16 protein-coding genes are annotated in these 22920 nt (G+C 62.2%); 10 read left to right on the top strand and 6 right to left on the bottom strand.

Annotated features, from left to right (window positions below):
- Positions 1-225: 225 nt before the first annotated feature.
- Positions 226-1818: a phosphoethanolamine transferase gene (locus tag AC07V8_RS18400; RefSeq protein ID WP_494679781.1), complete on the top strand. Its 1593-nt coding sequence runs from the start codon at positions 226-228 to the stop codon at positions 1816-1818.
- Between the two features lie 39 nt (positions 1819-1857).
- Here AC07V8_RS18400 and AC07V8_RS18395 read toward each other — a convergent pair whose 3' ends face one another.
- The 4 genes from AC07V8_RS18395 to AC07V8_RS18380 all read right to left on the bottom strand — a co-directional run bounded on the left by AC07V8_RS18395 (position 1858) and on the right by AC07V8_RS18380 (position 12600).
- A complete protein-coding gene (locus AC07V8_RS18395) occupies positions 1858-2352 on the bottom strand; it encodes a DUF4019 domain-containing protein (RefSeq protein ID WP_494679780.1) in 495 nt (164 codons plus the stop codon).
- A gap of 194 nt (positions 2353-2546) precedes the next feature.
- Complete coding sequence (locus AC07V8_RS18390; RefSeq protein ID WP_494679779.1) at positions 2547-3560, bottom strand: OmpA family protein; 1014 nt, start codon at positions 3558-3560, stop codon at positions 2547-2549.
- Positions 3561-3632: 72 nt separating this feature from the next.
- Positions 3633-7124: a hypothetical protein gene (locus tag AC07V8_RS18385; RefSeq protein ID WP_494679778.1), complete on the bottom strand. Its 3492-nt coding sequence runs from the start codon at positions 7122-7124 to the stop codon at positions 3633-3635.
- Complete coding sequence (locus AC07V8_RS18380; protein WP_494679777.1) at positions 7114-12600, bottom strand: DUF7933 domain-containing protein; 5487 nt, start codon at positions 12598-12600, stop codon at positions 7114-7116. Before AC07V8_RS18380 ends, AC07V8_RS18385 begins: the two co-directional genes overlap by 11 nt.
- Before the next feature lie 289 nt (positions 12601-12889).
- On the opposite strand from AC07V8_RS18380, the gene AC07V8_RS18375 reads away from it, so the two are divergent.
- From AC07V8_RS18375 to AC07V8_RS18365, 3 genes are read left to right on the top strand one after another with little or no spacing between them, the layout of a single operon-like run.
- On the top strand, positions 12890-13693 hold the full coding sequence (locus tag AC07V8_RS18375; RefSeq protein WP_494679776.1) for an MlaE family ABC transporter permease: 804 nt from the start codon (positions 12890-12892) through the stop codon (positions 13691-13693).
- 9 nt (positions 13694-13702) lie between these two features.
- Positions 13703-14668 carry an MlaD family protein gene (locus AC07V8_RS18370; RefSeq protein WP_494679775.1) on the top strand — a complete coding sequence of 322 codons (966 nt, stop codon included), beginning with the start codon at positions 13703-13705 and terminating at the stop codon, positions 14666-14668.
- Entirely contained in the window at positions 14665-15333 is a 669-nt protein-coding gene (locus AC07V8_RS18365) for a hypothetical protein (protein WP_494679774.1), read from the top strand. Before AC07V8_RS18370 ends, AC07V8_RS18365 begins: the two co-directional genes overlap by 4 nt.
- A 62-nt stretch (positions 15334-15395) precedes the next feature.
- Here AC07V8_RS18365 and AC07V8_RS18360 read toward each other — a convergent pair whose 3' ends face one another.
- The gene (locus tag AC07V8_RS18360) at positions 15396-16676 is read right to left on the bottom strand and encodes a lipase family protein (protein ID WP_494679773.1); all 1281 of its coding nucleotides are present in this window, start codon (positions 16674-16676) and stop codon (positions 15396-15398) included.
- 96 nt (positions 16677-16772) lie between these two features.
- Positions 16773-17663, bottom strand: coding sequence for a transcriptional regulator GcvA (locus AC07V8_RS18355; RefSeq protein ID WP_494679772.1), 891 nt, complete (start codon positions 17661-17663; stop codon positions 16773-16775).
- A 183-nt stretch (positions 17664-17846) separates the two neighbouring features.
- Between AC07V8_RS18355 and AC07V8_RS18350 the strand changes: the two genes are divergently transcribed.
- The 6 genes from AC07V8_RS18350 to AC07V8_RS18325 all read left to right on the top strand — a co-directional run bounded on the left by AC07V8_RS18350 (position 17847) and on the right by AC07V8_RS18325 (position 22719).
- Complete coding sequence (locus AC07V8_RS18350) at positions 17847-18623, top strand: methyltransferase domain-containing protein (protein WP_494679771.1); 777 nt, start codon at positions 17847-17849, stop codon at positions 18621-18623.
- A gap of 18 nt (positions 18624-18641) precedes the next feature.
- Positions 18642-19214 carry a chromate transporter gene (locus AC07V8_RS18345; RefSeq protein ID WP_494679770.1) on the top strand — a complete coding sequence of 191 codons (573 nt, stop codon included), beginning with the start codon at positions 18642-18644 and terminating at the stop codon, positions 19212-19214.
- Positions 19211-19741, top strand: a complete 531-nt coding sequence (locus AC07V8_RS18340) for a chromate transporter (RefSeq protein WP_494679769.1) — start codon at positions 19211-19213, stop codon at positions 19739-19741. Before AC07V8_RS18345 ends, AC07V8_RS18340 begins: the two co-directional genes overlap by 4 nt.
- Positions 19742-19809: 68 nt before the next feature.
- Entirely contained in the window at positions 19810-20196 is a 387-nt protein-coding gene (gene gloA2, locus AC07V8_RS18335; protein WP_494679768.1) for an SMU1112c/YaeR family gloxylase I-like metalloprotein, read from the top strand.
- An 81-nt stretch (positions 20197-20277) separates the two neighbouring features.
- Positions 20278-21657 carry an ATP-dependent RNA helicase DbpA gene (gene dbpA / locus AC07V8_RS18330; protein ID WP_494679767.1) on the top strand — a complete coding sequence of 460 codons (1380 nt, stop codon included), beginning with the start codon at positions 20278-20280 and terminating at the stop codon, positions 21655-21657.
- Positions 21658-22008: 351 nt separating this feature from the next.
- Positions 22009-22719 carry an autoinducer binding domain-containing protein gene (locus tag AC07V8_RS18325; RefSeq protein WP_494679766.1) on the top strand — a complete coding sequence of 237 codons (711 nt, stop codon included), beginning with the start codon at positions 22009-22011 and terminating at the stop codon, positions 22717-22719.
- Positions 22720-22920 lie beyond the last annotated feature (201 nt).

Raw genomic sequence — 22920 nt, 5'->3', positions numbered from 1 at the left:
TATACCCTACTCGCCTGGCGCTATCCTTGCAATTTCACAGGCAAACCGCACTTGCTTCGTTAGCGCCATCTGATCTCCGCAGACTCTCGTCGACTTATTAACTGTTCCCTGACAATCTCCTGCGCGGCTTGGCGGAAAATCTCTGCCTTTACATACTCCCCAACTCATGGCTCATAGCGCATAGCTATGGTTGCCAAGCCATGGCCCGTGCGGGATGGATTCGCCATGAAAATTTTGTTGTGTCGAGCGACAGTCGGTGTGCTCTGCCTGTTCCTGCTTTATATCTGCGGCCTGCTGAGCGATAACGAATTCGGCAAGCTCAGCGCCTGGCTGCTCACTCTTACCCTAAGCGTGCCGGGCCTGCTTTCCATCTTCCCAAGGACGCGAATATTCAGCTCCAGAGTGATGATCGCCACATGGCTGGTATTTTTTATCGATATCGCTATCCGCGGCTTTCTGCGCCTATATTTCGGCGTACGTCCGAATCCCTCGGAAATCTTCAATACCATTGCCCACTCGAACGTAACTGAGGCGCGCGAACTTGTCGTCAGCAGCTGGCATTTGTGGGGCCAGGTCCTGCTGCTGTTCTTGACGGTGACAATATGCGCCGTGGCTGCGGAACGCTGCCTGCGTCGGCAGCCGCAATCCGCCGGCGCGGCGCTGAAGCTGACCAGTCCGGCCATGCTGGCCGTGCTGGCCGCCTTGCATTTCAACCCGGCCATGCGGCAGGAGCAGCCGCTGCTGTTCTGGCCTCTGCAGTACAAGGATTACCGGGTACAGGCGGCAGAGACCGATACTTACGCAGATTTGATGCGGGAGATTGCGCCGGTGTCCGAATGGCAGGTCTCTTATGCCGGGGAAGGCAAGAACACCGTGGTGCTGGTCCTTGGCGAAAGCGTCAATCGCAACAATATGTCCTTATACGGCTATCCGCGCCAGACCACGCCCATGCTCGACGCCGAACAAGAGCAACTGCTGGTGTTCCGCAATGTCATTTCTGCCGATCCGCTGACCATTCCCTCGCTGACAAAAATGCTGACCCCGGCCAATCTCAGCCGGCCGGACGACTGGCGCTACAAACCGAATGTGCTGGCGATCGCCAAACAGGCGGGCTACAAGACGTTCTGGCTGTCCAATCAGATCAGCGGCGACGGCTGGGTCGGCCTGACCGCAATGCAGGCGGACCATTCGGTGTTCATCAACCGTGCCTCGGGCTGGGGTGAAAGTAATCTGGATGGCAATCTGCTCCAGCCTTTGGAACGGGCCCTGAGCGATCCAGCCGATAAAAAATTCATCATCGTGCATTTGTGGGGCTCGCACTTTTCCTATAACCATCGCTATCCCAGGGAGTACGCGATCTTCGGCGATGATCAGGTTAGCGCTGAAATGGCCGCCAAGGGCCGCCCCAAGTGGGTGACTACCAAGCGCAATGAATACGACAATTCGATCCGCTATGGCGACTACGTATTGCACAGCTTCATGGAAAAAATCAAGGATCACGGGGCCGACGCGCCCACTACCATGCTGTATGTATCGGATCATGGCCAGGAAGTGGGACATTACCGCGACCATGCGAGCCATTCCGGCATCGACAAAAGCGGTTATGAAATCCCGCTGATCGCCTGGTTCAGCCAGAACCAGAATTTCCCGGCAGGGCTACCCATGCTTAATCGTGCCTATCAGACAGATTACCTGGACACTACCCTGTACGGCTTGCTGAAAATATCCACAGCCTACTATCAGGAACAGCGGGATCTCTTTAGCAATAAATTCCTGCCTGTTGCAAGAACCATGTGGGGCAAGGAATATAGCAATTAAGTGCCTGGCAATACGGTCCGGCCAGGCACAATCTCCCGCTTACTTCGGCGCGGCGGCTGCCGGAGCCGGAGCCGAAGCTGGCGCCTGCGGCACGAATTTCGTGATGACGTAGCCGACCGGGACCCATTTATCGCCGGCCTGCACCAGCGACACCTTCTCTACCGTCGGCGCATTGGCGAAACGCGAGACAAAAGCGATATTCAGGTACTCGCCAGGCGGCAGGTCGGCCGGATTGGTGGCATGGGCGATCTGTTCCCAGCGGCGGCTGGTGAGCGCCCCCAGTTCCGTCTTTACCGTGGCCAGGTATTTCTGCCAGTCTTCCTTGCTGGTGCTTTTTTGCATGGTGGGGCCGCTCAAGGACCACATGCGGTCGGCCTGATTGCTGTCGGCCAGCGCCACCCATTGTGAAGCCGTGGCAACCGCGCTGTCGATCGATGCGGTTGACTGGGCCAGTGCCGGATTGGCGGCCAGCAGGCCAGCCACGGCAAATCCGGCGGCGCCGGAGATTTTTTTTAGCGATAGCAATGCAGTCATTTTTATCTTTCCAATAGTCAAAATACAGATCCGGAAACGGGCATGCGTCCTTATCATAAACGAAATTATTCCATATTCCATCTCGCCAAGCGCAGTTGCAGACGGGGTGATCCGCGCCTGGCCTCGCCAGGGCGTGTTCCTGCGGACGGAAAAACGGCCCAAACAGGGCCGTTTTCGACGCCTGCTTGCGGCGATTATTCGGCGGTAATCACCACTTCCACCCGGCGGTTAGGCTGCAGGCAAGCCAGCAAGGCAGGCCGCGGCTTGACGCCGACACACGCCACCAGCTGATCCTGCAGGCCGCGCCCTTCCACGCCGATCGGCGCCGTCACGCCATGGTCCTGCAGATAGCGCTTCACGGTATTGGCGCGCGCCAGGCTCAAGCGCTGGTTGTAGGCAGCGCTGCCCAGGCGGTCGGTATAGCCGGTGACCTTGATGGCGGCAACGGTTACCTTGCGTGTCGCCAGTTTCTGCGCCAGATCGTCCAGCTCGGCGCGGCCTTTTGGCAGCAGGTCCTTGCTGTCCGATTTATCGAACTGGAACAAGGCATCTGCCGACAGCGTGATTTTTTCCGGCTGCACAGGCGCCGGCGCCGGCTTGACCGGTGCGCCGCAATTTGCCGCCGATGTTTCCGCGCCGCCGGCCAGATCCTCCGCAATCTGGACATAAGGCTTGGCATGGCGCCAGCCGGCGTCATGGATTTCATTGCCGGCGTGGGCCAGTTCCACCTCGCCGCATGCGGTCTGCTGGGCCGCGCAGGAGAATCCGGCAGACTGCTTCAGCGCATCGTACCTGGCCCACAGATCGGGCCGCAATTTTTCCGCATGATTGACCAGCGGCGTCGCCCAGCCGGCATCCTGCCCGGCCTCGAGAGCGCCGATGATGCGCTGGCTTTCGCTCAGGGCGGCTTGCGGAAAGCCGCCGCGATCGTTGCGGCTGTATTCGTGGAAGGAAACATCCAGCCAGCACTGCGCCTTGGACAGCTGATAGTCCGCCACTCTGCGGCCGCCGTCGTTGAGCGCCTTGATGCGTTGCTGCGTCTCGCGATACACGCCGTAGTCGCGATCGATGACGCCATCGCTGATGCGCTCCTGCTGGGGCGCCAAGGCGCCTGGCGCGGGCGGATTCGCCGGCATCCGGGCGCACGCGGCCAGCGTCAGCGCGATCATGGCAGCGGCGGAACAGTTTGGAATGAGCGGCAACTTCATGGTGTTCCTTTCTGTATTGAGCTCATGTTTAAGCGCAGGTTCAAGCTCGTATCGGGATCCGCAAACCGGGCATCATTTGTCGCGCGCCAGCGTCGGATTGACGGCGGCGTTCTTGCTGCCGAACAGGTCTTCGTCAAATTTGAAGCGCACCCGCAGGTAAATGCCGCGGTTGGTGTAGTCCGATCCGGTCAGGTCGCTGGCGCTGAAACCGCGCCAGTTGAAGCCGGCCGACAGCCACAGGTTGTCCTGCAGCTGGTAGCCTGCCTCGAAGCCCTGCGCATATTGCTTGCTGCTGCCTTGCGGGCTATACAGCACCGAGCTCAGGGCGCTGATGTCCCAGCGCTTGGAAATGTCATAGGTGACGCGCCCGCTCAGCAGATAGGCTTGGTAAGTGTTGCTGGCGCCATCGAAATAGTCGCGTCGCCACTCCGCCGCGGCGCGGCCATCCAGCCACCATGGACGGCTTGGATGATAATCCGCATGCATCGAAATGATGTGCTTGTCGAAGCCCTGGCTGGCGTTCTCGTCGCTGCCGCCAATGCCGCCCAGGCTGTCGCTGGTGCTTGGCGGGACGTACTGGTTGAGGCCGCTCTTGTCGCGCTGCAGCCAGTATTCGTAGCGCGCCAGCACGTTCAGGCGATTGGTGTCGGTATCGCGGAAGGCGATGCCGGTCTGCAGGCGGTTTTCCCACAGGTTGCCGGTGTGGCCGCGATTGTCGGTGTAGAGGAAATAATTGCGGCCCAGGAAAGTCCAGTCGCGGCTGATCTTGCGCGCCGCCGTCAGGGTCGACAGATAGGTGTCGTTGCCGGCCAGGAAAGAGGTGGTCGGCGCCGCTTGCGCATCGGCGCGATTGATCACTGCGTAGCTCAGGTCCTGGGTGCGCCGCCATTCCAGCCTACCGCCCAGCAGCCACAGCTCGCTGGGCCGCCATTCGACGCCGCCGGTCAAGGCATACGCGCTCTGGGTCTGGCCGCGCATGGCGTTCAGGTATTCAGCCGACGTGGTGACCTTGAGCGTGTCGCTGATGTCCCAGGCATTGCGCAGGCCGTTGGCCCATTGCAGCTGGTTGCCGTCGATCGCATCGCGCATGCGGTATTCGGAAAACACGCTCTGGTTTTTCATGTATTCGTTATCGATGCCGAACACGAAGGCGTTGCTGTTATAGACGCCGTCCGTGGCCTGCGGCGAGGACAGTCCGGTCAGCCATTCGTATTTTGCATACAGCCGGCCCGATTCGGAAAAATGATAGGCAGTGCCGAGCGCGGCGCGATGATAGTTGTTGCCGCCGATGCCGTTTTCGTATTCGCCGGTGAGATCGACCTTCTCCGTCATCTTGTAAGTGCTGCGCAGGCGCAGGCCGGTGCTCTGGTAGCTGACCCCGGCCAGGCCGAAATTGCCGCCGTTGAGGCCGTAGCCGGTCTGCGGATTGAGCACGCCGTAACCCGAACCGAAAGTCGATTGCGGGCTCACCAGCAAGCCGCTACCGAAGCCGAGCGGCGTATTGACGTAGCTGCCGGCGTCTTCGCGCGTATGGGTCAGGCCGAGATCGACATCCAGCTTGGGCGTCACGGCATAGCTGACGCCGGCGGCGCCGGCATCGCGCTGGGCCCCAGCCACCCGGTCCTTGCTATGGGTGCCTTCGACATAGGCGCTCCAGCGTTCGTCGATTTTCTTGGTGACCTTGAGCGCGCCCTCTTCCCGTCCTTGCGCCAGCGACGCCGCGGGGTTGTTGAAATACGGGTCGCTGCGGCCAAAGTAGGCACGCGCCTGCAGGTCATCGGTCTGATGCAAGGCTTCGACCCGCCAGGCATTGCCGGTCACGTCTTGCAGCAGGCCGCCGGCGGCGGCACCGGACTGGCCCGCGGCCGCCTGCAGGCTGAAGGGATTGCCCAGCAGGCTGGAACCGACATCGCTGCCGAGCACGCTTTTGCTGCGCGCATATTCGGCCACGATCGCGGTGTTTTCACCAAGCTTGACGGTGGCATTCCCGCTCATCAGGGTATACGGCGTATAGGGATTCTTGTCTTTGACGTAGCTGCCGCCGACTTCCAGCATCTTGCCCAGCTTGAACTGGCCATCCAGGCCGTACACCCAAAAAGTCTCGCCGCCGGCATCGACTTCATACGTGATGCGCAGAGAATTCGGATTGCCGTTGGCGTCCACCGAGGGCACCGGCTGGTTCAGCAGGATGCGTCCGGAGAATGGTTCGAAGGTATAGTCGGCATAGCGCTGCAAAGGCTGGACCGTCAGGATCACGGCCGGCTGGTAGCGGTCGCGGGTGACGATCTCGACCTTTTCCGAGCCCGCCACGGCGTTTGCCTTGGCCACCGAGAACGGTCCGGAGGTACCCTGCGCCGCGAACTCCTGCACCAGCTGCACCAGCGTGTCCTTGGTGACAAAGGCGTTGGCCAGGATGCCGTCCTTATCGTAATGGCCGCGGGCGCCGTTGATGCTGCGGCTGTAATTGCCGAGGTCGCGCTTGCGCAGGTTGGCGACGCTGCCGCCGCCGGTTTGCTGGCTGAAGCCGTCGCCGGTATTGAAATCGCCGTACAGCAGATACGATTTATCTTTATCTATCCGCACATACAGCTTGGATACCGACTGTGCATCGAAGCCTTTGATTGAAGCGTCGCCATACACCGGATAATAAGCATCCGGCCGGATATCCCTGAACAGCCTGGCGCTGGTGTCCTTGTCGGAATCGTAGGCCATGGTCAGCAGCGCATCGCCCTTGATTTTCCCTTTCAGAAAAAAGGCCGTGCGCAAGGCGCCGTAGCGCTTGCCGTCGCCGCTGCTGCGGGCCCAGCTGTTTATCTCCTGCTCGAAACCGTCGCCGCGCTGGGCGCCGGAAAGCTGCAGCGGCGACTTGCTGTCGAAATGAATGATGCCTTCGATCAGGCCGACCCCGAGCATTTCGCGCAATTCCGGCACGAAGCTGATCACCCCTTGCGCCTGGGCGCGGCCGGCGCTGATGCGCACCGTGACGTCCTGCGGCTGATACGGCGCCAGCAGCAGCACTTCGGCCTTGCCGTCCGTTACCTTGACCTGGGTGCCGGGCGTGATGCGGTCACGGTCGGTGCGGCCCGGGCCGAACTCGTCGGTGCTGGCGCCGGGCAGCTGGATGCGGCCGCCGGATGCTTCCACGGTAATGGTGGTCTCGCCCGCGATCGGCTGCCCTTTGTAATCCAGCACGCTGATGCTCAGGTGCGCAGGCGTCTGACCGTCGGCGGGCAAGCTGTCCTGGTCGACCTCGACCCGGATCAGGCCGACCTTGCGGTTGGCGCCGTAGTTTGCACCTTCGATCTGGTCCGGGTAGATCTGCGGGCCGCTGGTCAGGTTGCTATTGCCGCCATTTAAGGACGGCAGGTTCAGCCCGTTCTGGTAGAACTTGCTGTCCGTATTGAACTGGCTGGCAGGCGGACCGAAATCCTTGCGCGCGCCATCCGCATCCTGGGCCCAGACCGGCAACGCATTCATCAGCGTCAAGGCCAGCACGCTTACCCGGGTATGGCGGATGCGCCGGGCTGCCCGGCGCTGGCCGGCAATGAGCTGCTTATTGCTCATGATGGCCTCCCTGGCTGCTCTCTTGCTGCTGCGGCTGTTGCTGCATCTCCAGCTGCTGCAACGGCGTGTCGCGTTCGCTGCGGGTATCCGGCACCGGCGGCGGATCGCCAATGCCGCCGGCGCGCGGCTTGACGATGTGCTGGTCGGCGCTGTCCGTGCCTTGTTGCGGGTAGTCCGGGGCCTTGCCTTCGAACTTGAGCACGGCGCCGCGTTTTTTCTCGGTCTGCGGGGCATCGATCTCACCCTGGCTGCGGCGCGCCTTGACTTGTTCCATGACCGGATTGGAGCAGGAACCTTCGATAAAGTCGGCACGCTGCAATTCACCGTTCTTCAAGTCCAGGAACAAGCTGTTGGCGTCGCCGGCATTGCGGTTGCTGCTGACCACCAGCCGGCTGCCGCGCGGCAAGGTAGTCTGGTCCACTTTCAGTACATGGGTGCGCGGCGACAGGCCGCAGAAACTGTATTTGCCTTCGACGTCGCTGACCAGGAAAGTGCCGTCCTCCACATACAGGCGCACGCCGGGGATGCCGAGCTCTTCCTTGTCCTTGATCTGGTTGCCGTTGCAGTCGACAAAGATCATGCCGACCACGCAGGCATCATTGGTGAAGACGCCGCCGGTGACGCGGACCTTGAACCTGGATTCGTTGGCGCAGTTGACCTTGCTGTTGCCCGGACAGGTCGCGGTAGCGCGGCTGACGCCGTCGCCGTTCATGGCGCCCACGCCCAGCCGCACACGGGTGGTGACAGTCACGCTGGCGTGGGGATTGATGATATCCACCACCGCGGTCAGCGCCGGACCGGGGCCGCCTTCCTGCTTGACCAGGGTGGCGCCGGTGACATGGGTACTGTTGTCGACGGCACGGAAGCCATTCGGCAAGTCCAGCACGATATTCGGCTTGGGCACGGCGGCATCGCCGGTATTGGTGACATTGGTGGTGTAGGTCACCAGGTCGCCCAGTTCGGCTTCTTTCTTGTTGGCAGTCTCGACCACCACCAGCACCGTCGCGCTGACGATGCTGGTGGCGTCGCTGCTGCAATGATCGCCGTCGTTGCACGATGTGCCCGGCGTCAAAGGCACGAACGGATCGCCGCCGCCGGAGACGCTGGCGTAATTGGTCAGCGTACCGTTCGCGGTGGCTGCCACATTCACACCGTAAGTCAAGCTGACGCTGGCGCCGACCGCCAGCGGCGCGGACGGCGTGAAGTCGAATGCCACGCTTTGACCGCTGCTGGTGACGTTGCTGACGCTGCCGCCGGTGCTGGCCACTGATGCGGGAAGCAGGCTCATGCCGTCCGGCAGCAGGTCCTGCACATGGATGGCGCCGCTGCTGGGGCCGCCCTTCAGGTTGCTGATGGTGATGGTGTAGCTGCCGCTGGCGCCGGCGGAAAAACTGCCGAGGTGGCTCTTGACCAGTTTCAAGGATGATGCCGGCGCTGCAATCGCGGCGACGTCGCTGCTGCAGCGGCTGGCGTCGCTGCAAGCGGCTCCCGGTGTCTGCGGCGCAGTCGGATCGCCGCCGCCGCTGACGCTGGCATAGTTGGTCAGGCTGCCGCCGGCGCTGGCGGCGACGCTGACCCCGTAGTTCACGGAGACCGAGCCTTTGGCTGGAATCGGCGTGGCCGGGTTCAGGTCGAAGCTCACATTCTGGCCGCTGCTGGCGATGTTGCTGACGGTGCCAGCGCTGCTGACGATGGAATTGGGCAGCAGGCTGAAGCCGGCCGGCAGCAAGTCGCTCAGGTGGATCGCGCCGCTGGTGGCGACATCGCCGCTGTTGCTGACGGTGAGCGTGTAAACGCCGCTGGCGCCGGCCACGATATTGCCGCTGTGGCTCTTGACCAACTTGAGCGCCGGTGCGTCGGTAATCACCGTGGTGTCGCTGCTGCAATGCATGCTGTCGCTGCAACCCGCTCCCGGTGGCAGGCGGCCGTTGAAATTATCGCCGCCGTTCATGCTGACGTAGTTGGTGAGCGAACCGACAGCGCCGGCCGCCACGTTCACGCCATAGCTCAGGCTGATGCTGCCGGCGGATGGAATCGGCACGGACGGCGTGAAATCGAAAGTCAGCAGCTGGCCGCTCAGCGCGATATTGCTGACAGCGCCGTTGCTGCTGCTGATCGAATTAGCCTGCAAGCTGATGCCGGCCGGCAGCAGGTCGCTGATATGAATCACGCCGGCGCTGGGCGCCAGGCCGTCGTTGCTGATGGCCAGGCTGTAGCTGCCGCTGCCGCCGACGGTGAAATTGCCGCTATGGGTCTTGGTGATCTTCAAGCTGGGCGCGGCGATCGGATTGACCACCGGATTGCAGACGTTGGGATCGAGCAGCTCGGCCGGAGTTTCCTTGAGCGGATCCACCGGCAATCTGCAATTGGCGTTGGGCGGGTTGAAGTTGCATGCGACGGTGTTGGACGGGCTGCAGCTGGACGTGGTCGGCGTGGTGGCGACATTCACCAGGCTTTCCGTGGCCGGATTGTTGACCTTGACGTTCAGTATCAGCGTGATGAACTCCGAACGCTTCAGGATGCGGGCCGACGTGGTCAGGTCCCAGATCACCTTGTTGCCGCTCAAGACGCCCGGCACATCGCTGCCTGTCGTCGAAACAAATGTGGCGCCGGCAGGCAGCGCATCGGTGACTTGCTTGACGTCGGTCGCCAGCACCAGCGGCAGGTAGCCTGGATTGGACAGCTTGATGCTATACGTCAGGTTGTCGCCGGCAGCCACCGCCTGCCCTTGCAGGGAGGCCGTGCTGCCGGTTTTCGCGACGTCCTTGTTGAGCGCCGAAATCGGCGTGATGCCCAGCACCGTGAGGGTGGCGCTGGCCGGCTGGGCATTGCTCACCCCTTGCGTGGTCTGGACCGCATTGGCGGGAATCGTATTGATCTGGTTGCCCCTGGCCGTGCCGATCACGTCGACCGTCACCACGCAGCTGTTGCCGAAGGAAACCGTGGCGTTGCTGATGCTGATGGTTTGCGCGCCGGCGGCAGCCGTCACCGTCGGCGAACCGCAGTTCAGCTTGGTGATGTTCGGCGCGAATGCCACCACCACGCCGGCCGGCAAGGCGTCGCTCAGGCTCAGGCCGGTGAAGTTGCCCGCGCTGCTGGCGTTGGGGTTGATGATCTGCAGAGTAAGGGTCGACAGCTCGCCGACGCCGGTGCCCTGGATATTGTTGTCAATCTTGCCGTTGCCGTTTTCCTGGAACACCACGATCGGGTTGAATCCCTTCGATACCTGCGGCGGCTGCACATTGGCCTTGAAAGTCAGGTTCGCGTCGACCGGGCGCACATTGGTGGCGCTGGCGTCCGGATTGCCGCCGGCATCGGTGGCTGTCACGGCATTGGCCGGAATGGTGTTGGTAGCAGTGGCGCCGGCCACCGCCAGCGGACTGGAAGTATCGGCCACCACATCGAAGGTGATCGTGCATTGCGGCGCCGTGCTCGAATTGTTGAAGCCGACCAGCTGCGTCGCCTTGAACGTGAGAGTCTTGCCGCTGACCAGGAAACTTGGCGTGCCGCCGGGATTGTTGGCGCACGATACCGCGGCATTGAGGGGCGTACCGAACATCAGCCCGCCCGGCAAGGTGTCGACCGCCTGCACATTGAAACGCGTGGTTGCCGCCGGATTCTGGATCGTGATGCTGGCCTTGGTGACGCCGTTCAGCGGCAGCGAGGTCGGATTGAAGGACTTGGCCGGGAACAGCGGCGGCGAACCGACCACCAGCGCATTGGCGGTAGAGGTCTGGCTGCCGGCCGTGCATGGCCCGGCGCCGGTACAGGCGACCACTGTATTGCTCTGCGGCGTGCCGAGCGCCGGCGGCACAAAGTTATTGTCGGCTTTCAGGCGCACTTTGATGACGCAGTTGCTGGCCCCGCCCTGCGCGATCAAGCCATTGTTGAGCGTCATGGTCTGCGTACCCGCAACAGCGGTCACCGTGCCGCCGCAGGAATTGCTCTGCAGCGCGAAAACGCGCAGGTTCGGGGCGGTTGCCGACCAGTCGTCGGCAAAGAACAAAGGCTTCAGGTCAGTGTCGACACCACCGCTGGGGACGATTTTATTGAGCTGTATCGTCATGTCGATCAAGCCGCCGGTCACCGTGCCTGGCGGGTGCCCTGGCGGCAAAGGCGATGCCTGCGTCAGCGCCGCTTCAGGCACCAGCTGCAGATAGTTTTTGGCGACGCTGATCAGGGTCGGCACCTGGCCGGCGCCGGGGTTTTGCAGGATGACGGTGGCGCTGGCGGCGTTATGCACCACCGGCACGCCGTTCGCGACCATCGAATTGGCCGGAATGGTGTTGGTAAACGGCTGGCCGTTGGCGGCAGCCGGAACGATCACTTTGGCAGTGACCGTGCAGCTTTGGCCGGCGGCCAGCGTGGCGTTCGCCAGGCGCACCGTATTGGCCGCGGGCGAACTCACCGCGCCGCCGCTGCAAGTGGTGGAGAATCCCGGCGCGGTTGCATACACGGTCATATTCCCCGGCAGCACATCGCTCACGCCGAGGCCGGTCCAGGCGGCGCCGGTGTCGTTGAACAGCGTCCATGTCATGGAAAATGCCTGGCCGACAAAGGCATTGACCAGCGAAAAGGATTTGGTCAGGCGGTCAGTCGGCAGCGGCGACACCGCCAGCGTGCCGGTGGTGGCGCCGGTATTTGCCAGCGGCGGCGTGACCTGGCCGTTAAGCGAGGTCAGGTCGCCGGCCCTGATGGTGTTCGACAAGTTGACGGTGCCGGCAGCAGTAGAATTGCCGACCACTTGCATGGTCACGGTACAGGTGCCGCTGGCCGGAATGGTGGCGCCGCTCAGCGAGAACTGGCTGGCGCCGGGCGCCGCGTTCAACGTCCCGTTGCAGGTGGTGCTGGCGCCGGCGTTGGCGACGGTCATGCCGGCCGGGAAGATGTCGTTCAGATTGGTATTGGTCAGCGGCAGGATATTCGTATTGTTCAGCGTGATCGTCATCTGCGAGGTCTGGCCGGAGACGATATTGTTAGGCACGAAGGTCTTGGCGCTCACTTGCGGCTGCGCCGTGTCGCGCCGGATGACGGTAAGCGACGCGCTGGCGGCTTGCGGAATGATCTCGCCATCGGCCAGGGGACCGCCGGCCGGGATCGTGTTGGTATAGATGGCGGCAGTAGTCGACACCACGTCAACCTGGAAAGTGCAGATATCGCCGAACTGGGCCGAGCCGCCGCTCACGGTCACCAGCGTCGCGCCAGGCGTGGCTGCAAGCGTGGCGCCGCAGGCATTGACGATATTCGGATTGGCCGCCACCGTCACGCCGCTGGGCAGGTTGTCGGTAAGGTTGAAATTGGTGAGCGTCTTGCCGGGGGTCTGATTGGCAATAACGATGTTCAGGTGGCTGATGTTAAATGGCGCGCGGTCTTGTATCTGTACCGGGTTGAACGACTTGTTGACGCCGGTGACCTGGCCAAATGCCGCCGTACCCCATAAAACACTGCTGACCGAGATCAGAATCGAAATGAACAAAGAACCACATCTGCTTTGCAGTGCAATCATCGTTGTCCTCAGTGTATTTAAATTGAGTCCGTACGCAGCGACTCTTCTTATATATACATAAACTTTCCCGTAAGTAATGTTATTTAATTTACCGACTAGGTGCAACAATAATTAACATTCATTGTGGCAAAAATGTGAAAGCGCTATGCAGGTGGCCGCCTTATTTTCCAAAAGGTAGCTGGTGCGCTCAACGAACTGCAGTTGCCTGGCCGATAAATCTCGGGAACCGCTGCCAGAGTTGCTGCGTTATCATTGAACCATGTACCCAACTTCATCCCGTTACCTGAAACCTGAGCAATGGGCTGTGGCCGCCATGCGCACCGTGAGCAGCTGGTGGTCCATGCTGCACCTGGCCGGCATCGCGCTGGTCATGGGGTTTTCGCCATCCACCTACCACCGCGCCAACCGCAGCACCACCTACCGATACATCTACACCAGCACCTGGCAAATCCTGCCCTGGTTCACCCTGCTGTCGACTTTGCTGAGCCTGGTGCTGATCCGCATCGTGATCATCACCGCCCTCAGCTACGGCCTGTCGCGCTATGCGCTGGAAATGGTGGTGCGGGTGCTGGTGCTGGAACTGATTCCGCTGTCTGCAGCCCTGTTCGTGGCGCTGCGCGCCGGGCTGGCCTTCAATACCGCGGGCTCGCCGCTGAGCGCCGCGATGGCCGCGCAAAACTCGGCGCAGTTCGACATCGCGCAACTGCAGCTGGATCTGGTCCCTCGCGTGATCGCCAGCGCCTTCTCTGTAGCGACCCTGGCCACGATCAGCGGCGTGATCGTGCTGCTGCTGGCCTATGTGAACGTCTATGGCCTCACTCCCTGGGGCTTGCTTGACTACACCCGCACCGTCGGCCGCGTCTTCGACCCGGTGGTCACCATCGGCTTTGCGCTGAAAACCCTGCTGTTCGGGCTGGCGGTGGCCGTGATCCCGGTGGCGGCCATCCTCGAAGGCGCGCGCCGGAATATCAATCTCTCTTCCACTTTGCAGCCAGGCGCAACGCGCTTGCTGTTCGTGCTGGTCCTGATCGAGGTCGGGGCGCTGGCAGTGAAATACATCTGATCGGAAACCATGACACCTGCCCCTGAATCTCCTGCTCCTGCTTCCTCTCCGCCGCCGCCCGCCCACGTCGAGTTCAAGGCGCTGCTGCTGCTGATCCTGATGGGCGTCCTGGTCGCCGGCTTTGTCTTGTATGTGATGTATGCGCGCGGCGTCTTCGAAAGCACCCAGCGGCTGGTGCTGATTTCGGATGACTCCGAGGGCGTGCTGGTAGGCATGGACCTGACCTTCTCCGGCTTTCCGATCGGCCGCGTGCAGCGCATCGACCTGGGCAAGGACGGCAAGGCCCGCATCCTGATCGACGTCCCGCGCAAGGACGCCAACTGGCTGCGCACTTCCAGCGTGTTCACGCTGGAGCGCGGCCTGGTCGGCGACACCCGCATCCGCGCCTTCACCGGCGTGCTGGACGATCCGCTGCTGCCGCCGGACTCGGAACGCAACGTGCTGCGCGGCGACACCGCCGCGGAAATTCCGCGGCTGGTGGCGACTGCCCGCGAATTGCTGGAAAACCTGCAAACCATCACTGCCGCCGATTCCAGCCTGAGCACCAGCCTGGCCAACGTGCAAGCCGTGACCGGGCGCCTGAACGGCCAGTACGGCGTGCTGGGCGGCGCACTGGGCGGCGATGAAAACGCCAAGAAAATCATCTCCACCCTGGATCGCGTCAACGCCCTGCTGACCAAGGCTGACCAGCGCGTGTTCGGCCAGCCCGGCGGCAAGCCTGGCGTGATGGACGACGCGCAAGCGGCGATTATCCAGCTCAACGGCGTCTTGAGCGACGCCCGCAACAGCCTGAAGAAAGTCGACGCTGTGCTGGCGGAAGCGCAGGCAGTCGGCAGCAATGCCCGCATCGCCAGCAATGACCTGGGCGCTCTGCGCGCCGAAGTGGACGCCAGCTTGCGCAAAGTGACGCAGCTGGTGGATGAAATCAACCGCAAATGGCCCTTCGCCCGCGATACGGAACTCAAACTGCCATGAAAAAAACATCCCCTTGCCGGTCCGCCCTGCTCGGCCTGCTCACCGTGGCGCTGGCCGCCTGCAGCAGCAAGCCGCCGCAACCTGACTGGCAAGGCAATGCCTACAGTTCCCTGCAGGGCTTTTCTTCTGCCTACCTGAGCGGCGACACACGCGTTGCCGAGGTCGAATTTGCACGCGCCCGCGATGCGGTCGCCAGCACCGGCCGTCCGGACCTGGTGGCGCGCGCCGAGCTGATGCGCTGCGCCGCGCGCGTGGCCAGCCTCGAATTCGACAACTGCGCCGGCTTCCAGCCGCTGGCGGCAGATGCCGATGCGGCAGAGCGCAGCTATGCTGCTTATCTGAACGGGCAATGGCAGGGATTGGATAGCGGCTTGCTGCCGGCCCAGCACCGGGGCGTTGTCAGCAGCGGCCGGCTGGGCGACATCCAGGATCCGCTGGCGCGGCTGGTGGCCGCCGGCGCGCTGTTGAAAAGCGGGCGCTTGACGCCGGCCGATATCGCGACGGCAACCGAGACCGCCTCCGCCCAAGGCTGGCGCCGGCCCCTGCTGGCCTGGCTAGGCATACAGTCGCAACGCGCCAAGGCCGCCGGCGACGCCGATGCACAGGCGCGGCTGCAACGGCGCATGGATCTGGTGGCCAAGCCGCTGCCCAAGCCAAACAATTAATCAGCTAGGTTTGCGGCATGGGCCAAGCCTGCACGAACCCATGCCGCCGATCCACCGCAAGCTCAGGGCGGCGGCGTCAGCGCGGCGCAATTCGAGGTGATCGGCTGGCCGGCAAACAGTTTCTGCACGAAGGGCTTGGAGTCCACCAGTGAAGCCAGCACCGTGCCATCATGGTCCTGCCCGGCATAGTAATGCTGCTCGACGGTGCTGCCGGCGGCGCAGGCATCCTTGGCGAACAGGTATTGAACTACCGTCGGGATATCCGTATCCAGGGTGCCGGTGCCGACGAACATCGGGCCGGCGAACTTGACCGTCGGATAGTTGGAGTATTGCAGCACCTGGGTCGCCCAGGCGGTGACGTCAGCGCTGAATACATCCGAGGTGACCAGCTTGTTCTGGTTGATGTAATCCACGATCGGCCCCAGGCACTGAGTCGCCACCACGGAATAGAACGCCTTGCCCTTGGCGGTCAAATGATCCGACAGCAGGAAATTCGGGATCACCCTTTCCGCCGTGCTGTAACCAAGCCACGCGTAGGATTCGAGCGTCCCCAGCACCGCGGTGAAGCCAGTGGTCGGCACCTGCGCCGTGAGCGCATTCAAGTAGGCCAGCACGCTTTGCAGCTGATAAGGCACACCGGTGGCGACCGTCCCCAGCAATTTCAGTTCCGGCGCATAGGTCGGCGCGTAGCCGGCCGTGGCGATGGCCCCCTGGGCGCCCTGCGACTGGCCGACAATCACCACCGAACTGGAGAGTTGCGGGAAATTCTTGATCGCGGCGCGGACGCCATCCAGCACGCTGTAGGCTTCCGCCCGCGAGTGCAGGTACGGATGCAGGCCAGGCGTACCCAGCCCCTGATAGTCGGACGACACCACGGCATAGCCTTGCGCCAGCCAGGCATCCAGATAGTCGACATCGCGCGGGTCTCGCGTGGTCCAGGACGGCGCGCAAATGTCGGCCACGCCGACGGTGCCGTGCGCCCAGGCTATCACCGGCCAGCCGCCGGCCGGCGGCGTTCCCTTCGGTAGCTGCAGATCGCCGGAAACATAGTTGGCGGTCTTGCCGTCGTCGCCGTCGGTGGAACTGTAGAGAATGCGGATGCCTTGTGCAGCGTTGGGCAGCACCAGTGCGGCAGGCATTGCTTCCTGCTGCAGCAATACGCCAGGCGTCGTCGGGATTGTTCCATCCCATCGGTAAAAGGCAGAGACGCCGCCGTCGGCGGTGAACATTTTCGATTGCGGCGCCAGTCCGTCGCCGCTGCCGCCGCCGCAGGCGGCAAGCAGGAAGCACAGCAAGATCGCAGCTAGGAATTTCGATGACTGATTGAGCCTGGTAACGCGCATGGGTGTCTCCTCATTGATTTATTTTTTCATCTGATCTGAGTCCAAAACGGCCGCAACCATTATGCATCACTATCTGCGAAACCAGTTATGGATACCTCAACGCCGCGCCTCTTGCTGCAACCAATCGCAGAAATGCCTTATCAGCGGCGATTCTGCCTGCTGCCGCGCCACGATCCACCAGTAGCTCCGGGTGCGGATCACCGGTTCGGCCAGCGGCGTCACCAGGCGGCCGCTGGCCAGCTCGTCGGCAATCAGCGGCAACGGCCCGAGCGCTACCCCGAGACCGTCGATGGCGGCCTGCAAAGCCAGGTAGAAGTGGTCGAAGGATTGTTTTTTCCTGCACAGGGCCGGCGCCACGTCGGCGGCTGTCGGCCAGTTCTGCCAGGCGTCCGGCCGCGTATCCGAATGCAATAGCGTATGCGCGGCGAGATCGCTGGCGACCTGGATCGGCGTCCGCGCCAGCAATGCCGGGCTGCACACCGGCAGTTCGCTCTCTTCCAGGAATTCTCCGTATTCGCAGTTCGGCCAGTGGCCGGGACCGCGCCGGATCGCGACGTCGAAACGCTCTCCCGCCTCGCCCAGCGGCTGCTGCGAGGTGGAGGTAGACAACTTCAGCTCCACGCCGGGATACAGGCGCTGGAAGCCGCTCAGGCGCGGCAGCAGCCAGCGCATCGCAAACGTCGACAAGGCATTGATGTGCAGCACGCGCACCGTGCCGGACTCGCGCAGCAGCCTGGTCGCGGCGGCGATATTATCGAAGGCCGCTTGCACCGTGAGCAGGTAGCGGCGGCCGTCGTCCGTCAGCTGCACGCGCTTGCCGATGCGATGGAATACCGGCATGCCCAGCCACGCTTCCAGCGCTGCCACCTGGCGGCTGACCGCGCCGTGCGTCACATGCAGCTCTTCGGCGGCGGCCGAGAGATTTTCAAAGCGGGCGGCGGCTTCAAACGCGCGCAAGGCTTGCAAGGGAGGAAGTTTTCTAGTCATGCTTGTGATTATAAATCACAAGTTGACGGCAAAAAAGTCGATTTGTAGAAGCCTCGATTGTCTGTAACATGCGTCTGTCGAATCCATATTTACCGGCACTTCAGGTATAAACGGCGATTCCATCCGAGATCGGACAGGATCGGCCCTGACAACCAAGCTTGTGATAAATCCTGGGAAAAAAACATGAAAATCGCCAATGATATCTGGGATGCAAAGCAATATATGCTCTTCGGCAATGAGCGCCTGCGCCCTGCACTCGATTTGCTGGCCTACGTGCCCGAACAAGAACCCCTGCAGGTAGTCGACCTTGGCTGCGGCACCGGCAATGTCTCGGCGCTGTTGAAAGCGCGCTGGCCGGCGGCTGACGTGCTGGGCGTCGACAGCTCCGCCAACATGCTGGAGGCCGCTGCAGCAGCGGTGCCGGAGTGCCGTTTCCTGCGCGCCGACCTCGGCCAGTGGCAGGCCGACAGCCTGGACGTGATCTATTCCAACGCTGCCCTGCAATGGCTGCCCGACCACCCTACCCTGATGCCGCGCCTGCTGTCATTCCTGCGGCCCGGCGGCTGGCTGGCCGTGCAGGTGCCGGCCATGCAGGACGCGCCGCTGCGCCAGGTACAGGCGGAACTGGCCGGCTCGCCGGCGTTTGCGCCCTACATGGGCAAGTTGAAGCCGCAGCCGGGCATCCTCAGCGCGGAAAGCTACTACGACCTGCTGCGCCCGCACAGCGCCACGCTGGATATCTGGGAAACCACTTATCTGCACACCCTGAGCGGCGAAGATGCGGTCGCCAACTGGGCTGCCGGCACCAGCTTGCGGCCCTATCTGGACGCCTTGCCCGAAGAACAGCGCGAGAACTTCCGCGCAGCCTATGCGGCGGCGATGCGCACAGCCTATCCGCAACGTGAAAACGGCATCACGCTGCTGCCCTTCAAGCGCCTGTTTATCGTCGCCCACGTATAACCTCCCCTGACACAGATAATGACTACAGAAACAATCCTCAGCGACGACGGCGCCCTCAGCGCAACGCCCACCACGCGCGAATTATTCATCGGCTTTCTCTCGCTCGGCCTGATCGGCTTCGGCGGCGTGCTGCCGCTGGCGCGGCGCATGATTGTGGAGCAACGGCGCTGGCTGGATGCCGGACAATTCACTGAAATGCTCGGTCTCTGCCAGTTCCTCCCCGGCGGCAACATCATCAACCTGGCGGTAGCGATCGGCATGCAGTTCCGCGGCCTGGCCGGCGCCCTGGCCTCGCTGCTGGGCCTGATCGCCGCGCCTTCGGCGATCGTGATCGGGCTCGGCGTGGTCTACCAGCATTTCCAGCACGACGCTCAGATCCTGCATCTGTTTGCCGGCCTGGCGGCAGCCGCTTCCGGCCTGCTGATCTCGATGGCCCTGAAGATGCTGCGGCCGCTGCTGAAGAAACCGGTGCCGCTGCTGATCGCCGGCCTGTTTTTCCTTGCCATTGCGCTGCTGCGCCTGCCCTTGCTGCCGACCATGCTGGCGCTGGCGCCGCTGAGCGTGCTGCTGACCTGGAAGCTGCCGTCATGAGCGCCACCTTGATTTCCCTCGCAGCGATCTTCAGCCAGCTGTCGCTGCTGGCGTTCGGCGGCGGCAACACCATCCTGCCGGAAATGCAAAGACAGGTGGTCGATATCCACCACTGGATGTCGGCCCAGGACTTCAGCGCCATGTTCGCCCTGGCGCAGGCGGCGCCGGGGCCGAACATGATGGTGGTGACGCTGGTGGGCTGGCATGTCGCCGGCTGGCCCGGGGTACTGGTGACGACGCTGGCCAAGTTCGGCCCCTCGTCGATCCTGACCGCCATCGTGCTGCATCTGTGGCAGCGGTTCAAGGACAAGCCCTGGCGCGCCATCGTCCAGGCCGGGCTGGTGCCGATGACAGTCGGCCTGGTGGCGGCCAGCGCCGCGCTGATCACCGAAGCCTCGGCCCACACCTGGGGCCTGGCCGCGATCGCCGGCGGCTGCGCGCTGATCACTTTCAAGAGCAAGATCCATCCGCTGTGGGTGCTGGCGGCGGGCGCCTTGCTGGGCCTGAGCGGCATCGGGCAGTATTGAGCGCATGTCTCCATGCATGGTCTCAAGGTATAGTTGCGCCATCACTGCCAACTAAATCTCGAACCCATATGCACATCTCCGGCATCCATCACGTCGCCATCATCGCCTCGGACTACCAGCGCTCCAAGCGGTTTTACACCGAGCTGCTGGGCCTGGCGATCGTCGCCGAAACCTACCGCGCCGAGCGCGACTCCTATAAGCTCGACCTGCGCACGCCGGACGGCGTCCAGCTTGAGTTGTTTTCCTTCCCGGCGCCGCCGCCGCGTCCCAGCCGGCCGGAAGCCTGCGGCTTGCGCCACCTGGCGTTCCGCGTGCCGGATGTCGACGCCGCCGCGCAGGAACTGCGCGACCAGGCAATCGCCGTGGAAGCCATCCGCATCGACGAGTTCACCGGCAAGCGCTTTACATTTTTCGCCGACCCGGACGGCTTGCCGCTTGAGCTGTACGAGCAGTAGTTATTTAACAAGTAGCGCTGCGGCGCTGGCCCTATGCCGGCCCAGCTGTTAGACTTGCCTCCCTTTTAAGCAGGCGACCTCATGAAAACCTCTTCTTTCTCCAATCTGCCATTGGCGCCGGCGCTGCTCAGCAACCTCGATAGCCTGGGCTACCACGAGATGACCACGATCCAGGCGCAGAGCCTGCCGGTGATCCTGGAGCGGCGCGACCTGATCGCCCAGGCCAAGACCGGCAGCGGCAAGACCGCCGCCTTCGGCATCGGCATCCTGCACAAGCTCAATCCCAGCTATTTTGCGATCCAGGCGCTGGTGCTGTGCCCGACGCGCGAACTGGCCGACCAGGTGGCGAAAGAACTGCGCCGGCTGGCGCGCTTCGCCGACAACGTCAAGATCCTGACCCTGTGCGGCGGTACGCCGATGGGGCCGCAGATCGGCTCGCTGGAGCATGGCGCGCATATCATCGTCGGCACCCCGGGCCGCATCCGCGACCATATCGGCCGCGGCAGCATCAATCTCGGCACGGTGCAGACGCTGGTGCTGGACGAAGCCGACCGCATGGTCGACATGGGCTTCTACGAAGAAATCGCCGGCATCGTCAGCGCCTGTCCGGCACGCCGCCAGACCCTGCTGTTTTCCGCCACCTATCCGGACGATATCCGCAAGGCCAGCGCTGAATTCCTGCGCGACCCGGCGCAAGTCAAGGTCGAGGCGCAGCATGACGAAGGCCGCATCGAGCAGCGCTTCTACGAAGTGACCTACGAAGGCCGCAACGCCGCCGTGGCGCAGCTGCTGAATCACTACAAGCCGGTCTCGACCATCGCCTTTTGCAACACCAAGATCCATTGCCGCGAGCTGGCCGAGGAGCTGCGCGCCCAGGGTTTCAGCGCGCTGGCGCTGTATGGCGAGCTGGAGCAGCGCGAGCGCGACGAGATCCTGGTGCGCTTTGCCAACCAGAGCTGCTCGGTGCTGGTGGCGACCGACGTCGCCGCCCGCGGCCTGGATATCCAGACCCTCGGTGCGGTCATCAACGTCGACGTTTCCAAGGACACCGAAGTCCACATCCATCGCATCGGCCGTACCGGCCGCGGCCAAGATCGCGGACTAGCACTGAGCTTGTGCGCGCCGAATGAAAAGAAATGGGTCAAGCTGATCGAGGACTACCAGCGGGGACCGGTCAGCTGGTTCGACCTGGCGGAACTGGAACCGGCCTATGGCGAGCCGCTCACCGCGCCGATGCTGACCTTGTGCATCATGGGCGGCAAGAAGGACAAGCTGCGTCCCGGCGATCTGCTGGGCGCCCTGACCGGCGACGTCGGCCTGAGCAAGGAACAGGTCGGCAAGATCAGCGTCTTTGAATTCGTCACCTATGTCGCGCTGGACCGCCGCATCGCCAAACAAGCGTTCGGCAAGCTCAGCAACGGCAATATCAAAGGCAAGACTTTCAAGATGCGTTTCATCTGATTTCAGGCGCCTGCGACAGCGGCGATCCGGCCCATTCAGGGCTGATATGAACATATCAACAATGTTATTCGAATGTGCACTCGATTATTTGTCTATGTCCGTGATAGTGAAAGTATGTTAAATTTCTAAATGGAAACTTTTTTGCGAACGCGGAAATCCGAGGCCCGTGTATCGCAACTGACGCCAAAAAAGGCATCCGAATGCTAGCTGAAGTGATGTCGCTGCGCCGTTTGCCAGCCTGCAATCGATATAAGCGTTAAACCTTATCCGATCAGGACTGCTGCCGGCGTTGCGGCATGAGAAAAGACTTTCCTTCCATGAAAAACACACATTTTTTACGGGAGTGCAGGTATGGTTGATTGGCAAGAACAACAAATGCAGTCACTGCTGAGCGCGAAATCGGCGCCCATTCTATTTAATTCACTATCAGAAATCGTCAAGCGACTGGGTTTCGATTACTGCGCTTACGATATGCGTCTGCCGTGGCCAGTGGCCCAGCCCAAGGTGATTAGTTTGAATAACTATTCTCCGGACTGGCAACAGCGCTACACACAGGAGCACTATGAAAGGATCGACCCCACTGTCAGCCATGGCAGGAATTCCTCCTTGCCGATGATCTGGTCCGACCAGAACGTCGCCAGCAACCGGATGTTCTGGGAAGATGCCCGCTCGCATGGCTTGCACGCCGGCTGGGCGCAATCCCGCCATGACGCCAAAGGGATATGCGGCTTGCTCAACCTGTCGCGCTCGAACGACCATGTATCGCAGAAGGAATTGCGAGAAATTTCTCACCAGCTGTCCTGGCTGGTGGATGTTGCGCATGAGGGGCTGTCATTGCTGCTGATCGAGAAGCACATGCCGGAAGCCGCCAGCCAGTTGACCGCGCGCGAAATCGAGGTGCTGCGCTGGACGGCGGATGGCAAGACTTCGGGCGAGGTCAGCGAGATCATGAGCATTTCCGACCGCACGGTAAATTTTCATATCTCGAACACTTTAAAAAAGCTTAACGCCACCAACAAGACCGCGGCAGCGATCAAGGCTGCCATGCTCGGCATCTTGTAGCCGCCTGCAGGGCAAGCGCGTCTCCAACCAATCCGGCCTCGGCCGGATTTTTTTCGTCTGTCTGCTGCGTAAGCAGCTTGCCCATCGCTCCATGCTGGCAAGGCACGCCTTGCGCCATATTGCCTATCCGCACAACTGTAAACCTTTACAGTTACGCCGAGCCCCTCCGACATCTCAAAATTAGCAAATACATACTCTCAA

The sequence above is a fragment of the Collimonas sp. GW821-FHT02H07 genome (genome assembly GCF_059421505.1).
The sequence above is the reverse complement of the archived record's forward strand: the minus strand, read 5'-3'. Positions and strand labels throughout refer to the sequence as shown.

Bases quoted from the DNA above. Each gene is read 5' to 3' on its own strand.
- AC07V8_RS18400 (WP_494679781.1), top strand. From the start codon at position 226: ATGAAAATTTTGTTGTGTCGAGCGACAGTCGGTGTGCTCTGCCTGTTC.
- AC07V8_RS18395 (WP_494679780.1), bottom strand. From the start codon at position 2,352: ATGACTGCATTGCTATCGCTAAAAAAAATCTCCGGCGCCGCCGGATTT.
- AC07V8_RS18390 (WP_494679779.1), bottom strand. From the start codon at position 3,560: ATGAAGTTGCCGCTCATTCCAAACTGTTCCGCCGCTGCCATGATCGCG.
- AC07V8_RS18385 (WP_494679778.1), bottom strand. From the start codon at position 7,124: ATGAGCAATAAGCAGCTCATTGCCGGCCAGCGCCGGGCAGCCCGGCGC.
- AC07V8_RS18375 (WP_494679776.1), top strand. From the start codon at position 12,890: ATGTACCCAACTTCATCCCGTTACCTGAAACCTGAGCAATGGGCTGTG.
- AC07V8_RS18370 (WP_494679775.1), top strand. From the start codon at position 13,703: ATGACACCTGCCCCTGAATCTCCTGCTCCTGCTTCCTCTCCGCCGCCG.
- AC07V8_RS18365 (WP_494679774.1), top strand. From the start codon at position 14,665: ATGAAAAAAACATCCCCTTGCCGGTCCGCCCTGCTCGGCCTGCTCACC.
- AC07V8_RS18360 (WP_494679773.1), bottom strand. From the start codon at position 16,676: ATGCGCGTTACCAGGCTCAATCAGTCATCGAAATTCCTAGCTGCGATC.
- AC07V8_RS18355 (WP_494679772.1), bottom strand. From the start codon at position 17,663: ATGACTAGAAAACTTCCTCCCTTGCAAGCCTTGCGCGCGTTTGAAGCC.
- AC07V8_RS18350 (WP_494679771.1), top strand. From the start codon at position 17,847: ATGAAAATCGCCAATGATATCTGGGATGCAAAGCAATATATGCTCTTC.
- AC07V8_RS18345 (WP_494679770.1), top strand. From the start codon at position 18,642: ATGACTACAGAAACAATCCTCAGCGACGACGGCGCCCTCAGCGCAACG.
- AC07V8_RS18340 (WP_494679769.1), top strand. From the start codon at position 19,211: ATGAGCGCCACCTTGATTTCCCTCGCAGCGATCTTCAGCCAGCTGTCG.
- gloA2 (WP_494679768.1), top strand. From the start codon at position 19,810: ATGCACATCTCCGGCATCCATCACGTCGCCATCATCGCCTCGGACTAC.
- dbpA (WP_494679767.1), top strand. From the start codon at position 20,278: ATGAAAACCTCTTCTTTCTCCAATCTGCCATTGGCGCCGGCGCTGCTC.
- AC07V8_RS18325 (WP_494679766.1), top strand. From the start codon at position 22,009: ATGGTTGATTGGCAAGAACAACAAATGCAGTCACTGCTGAGCGCGAAA.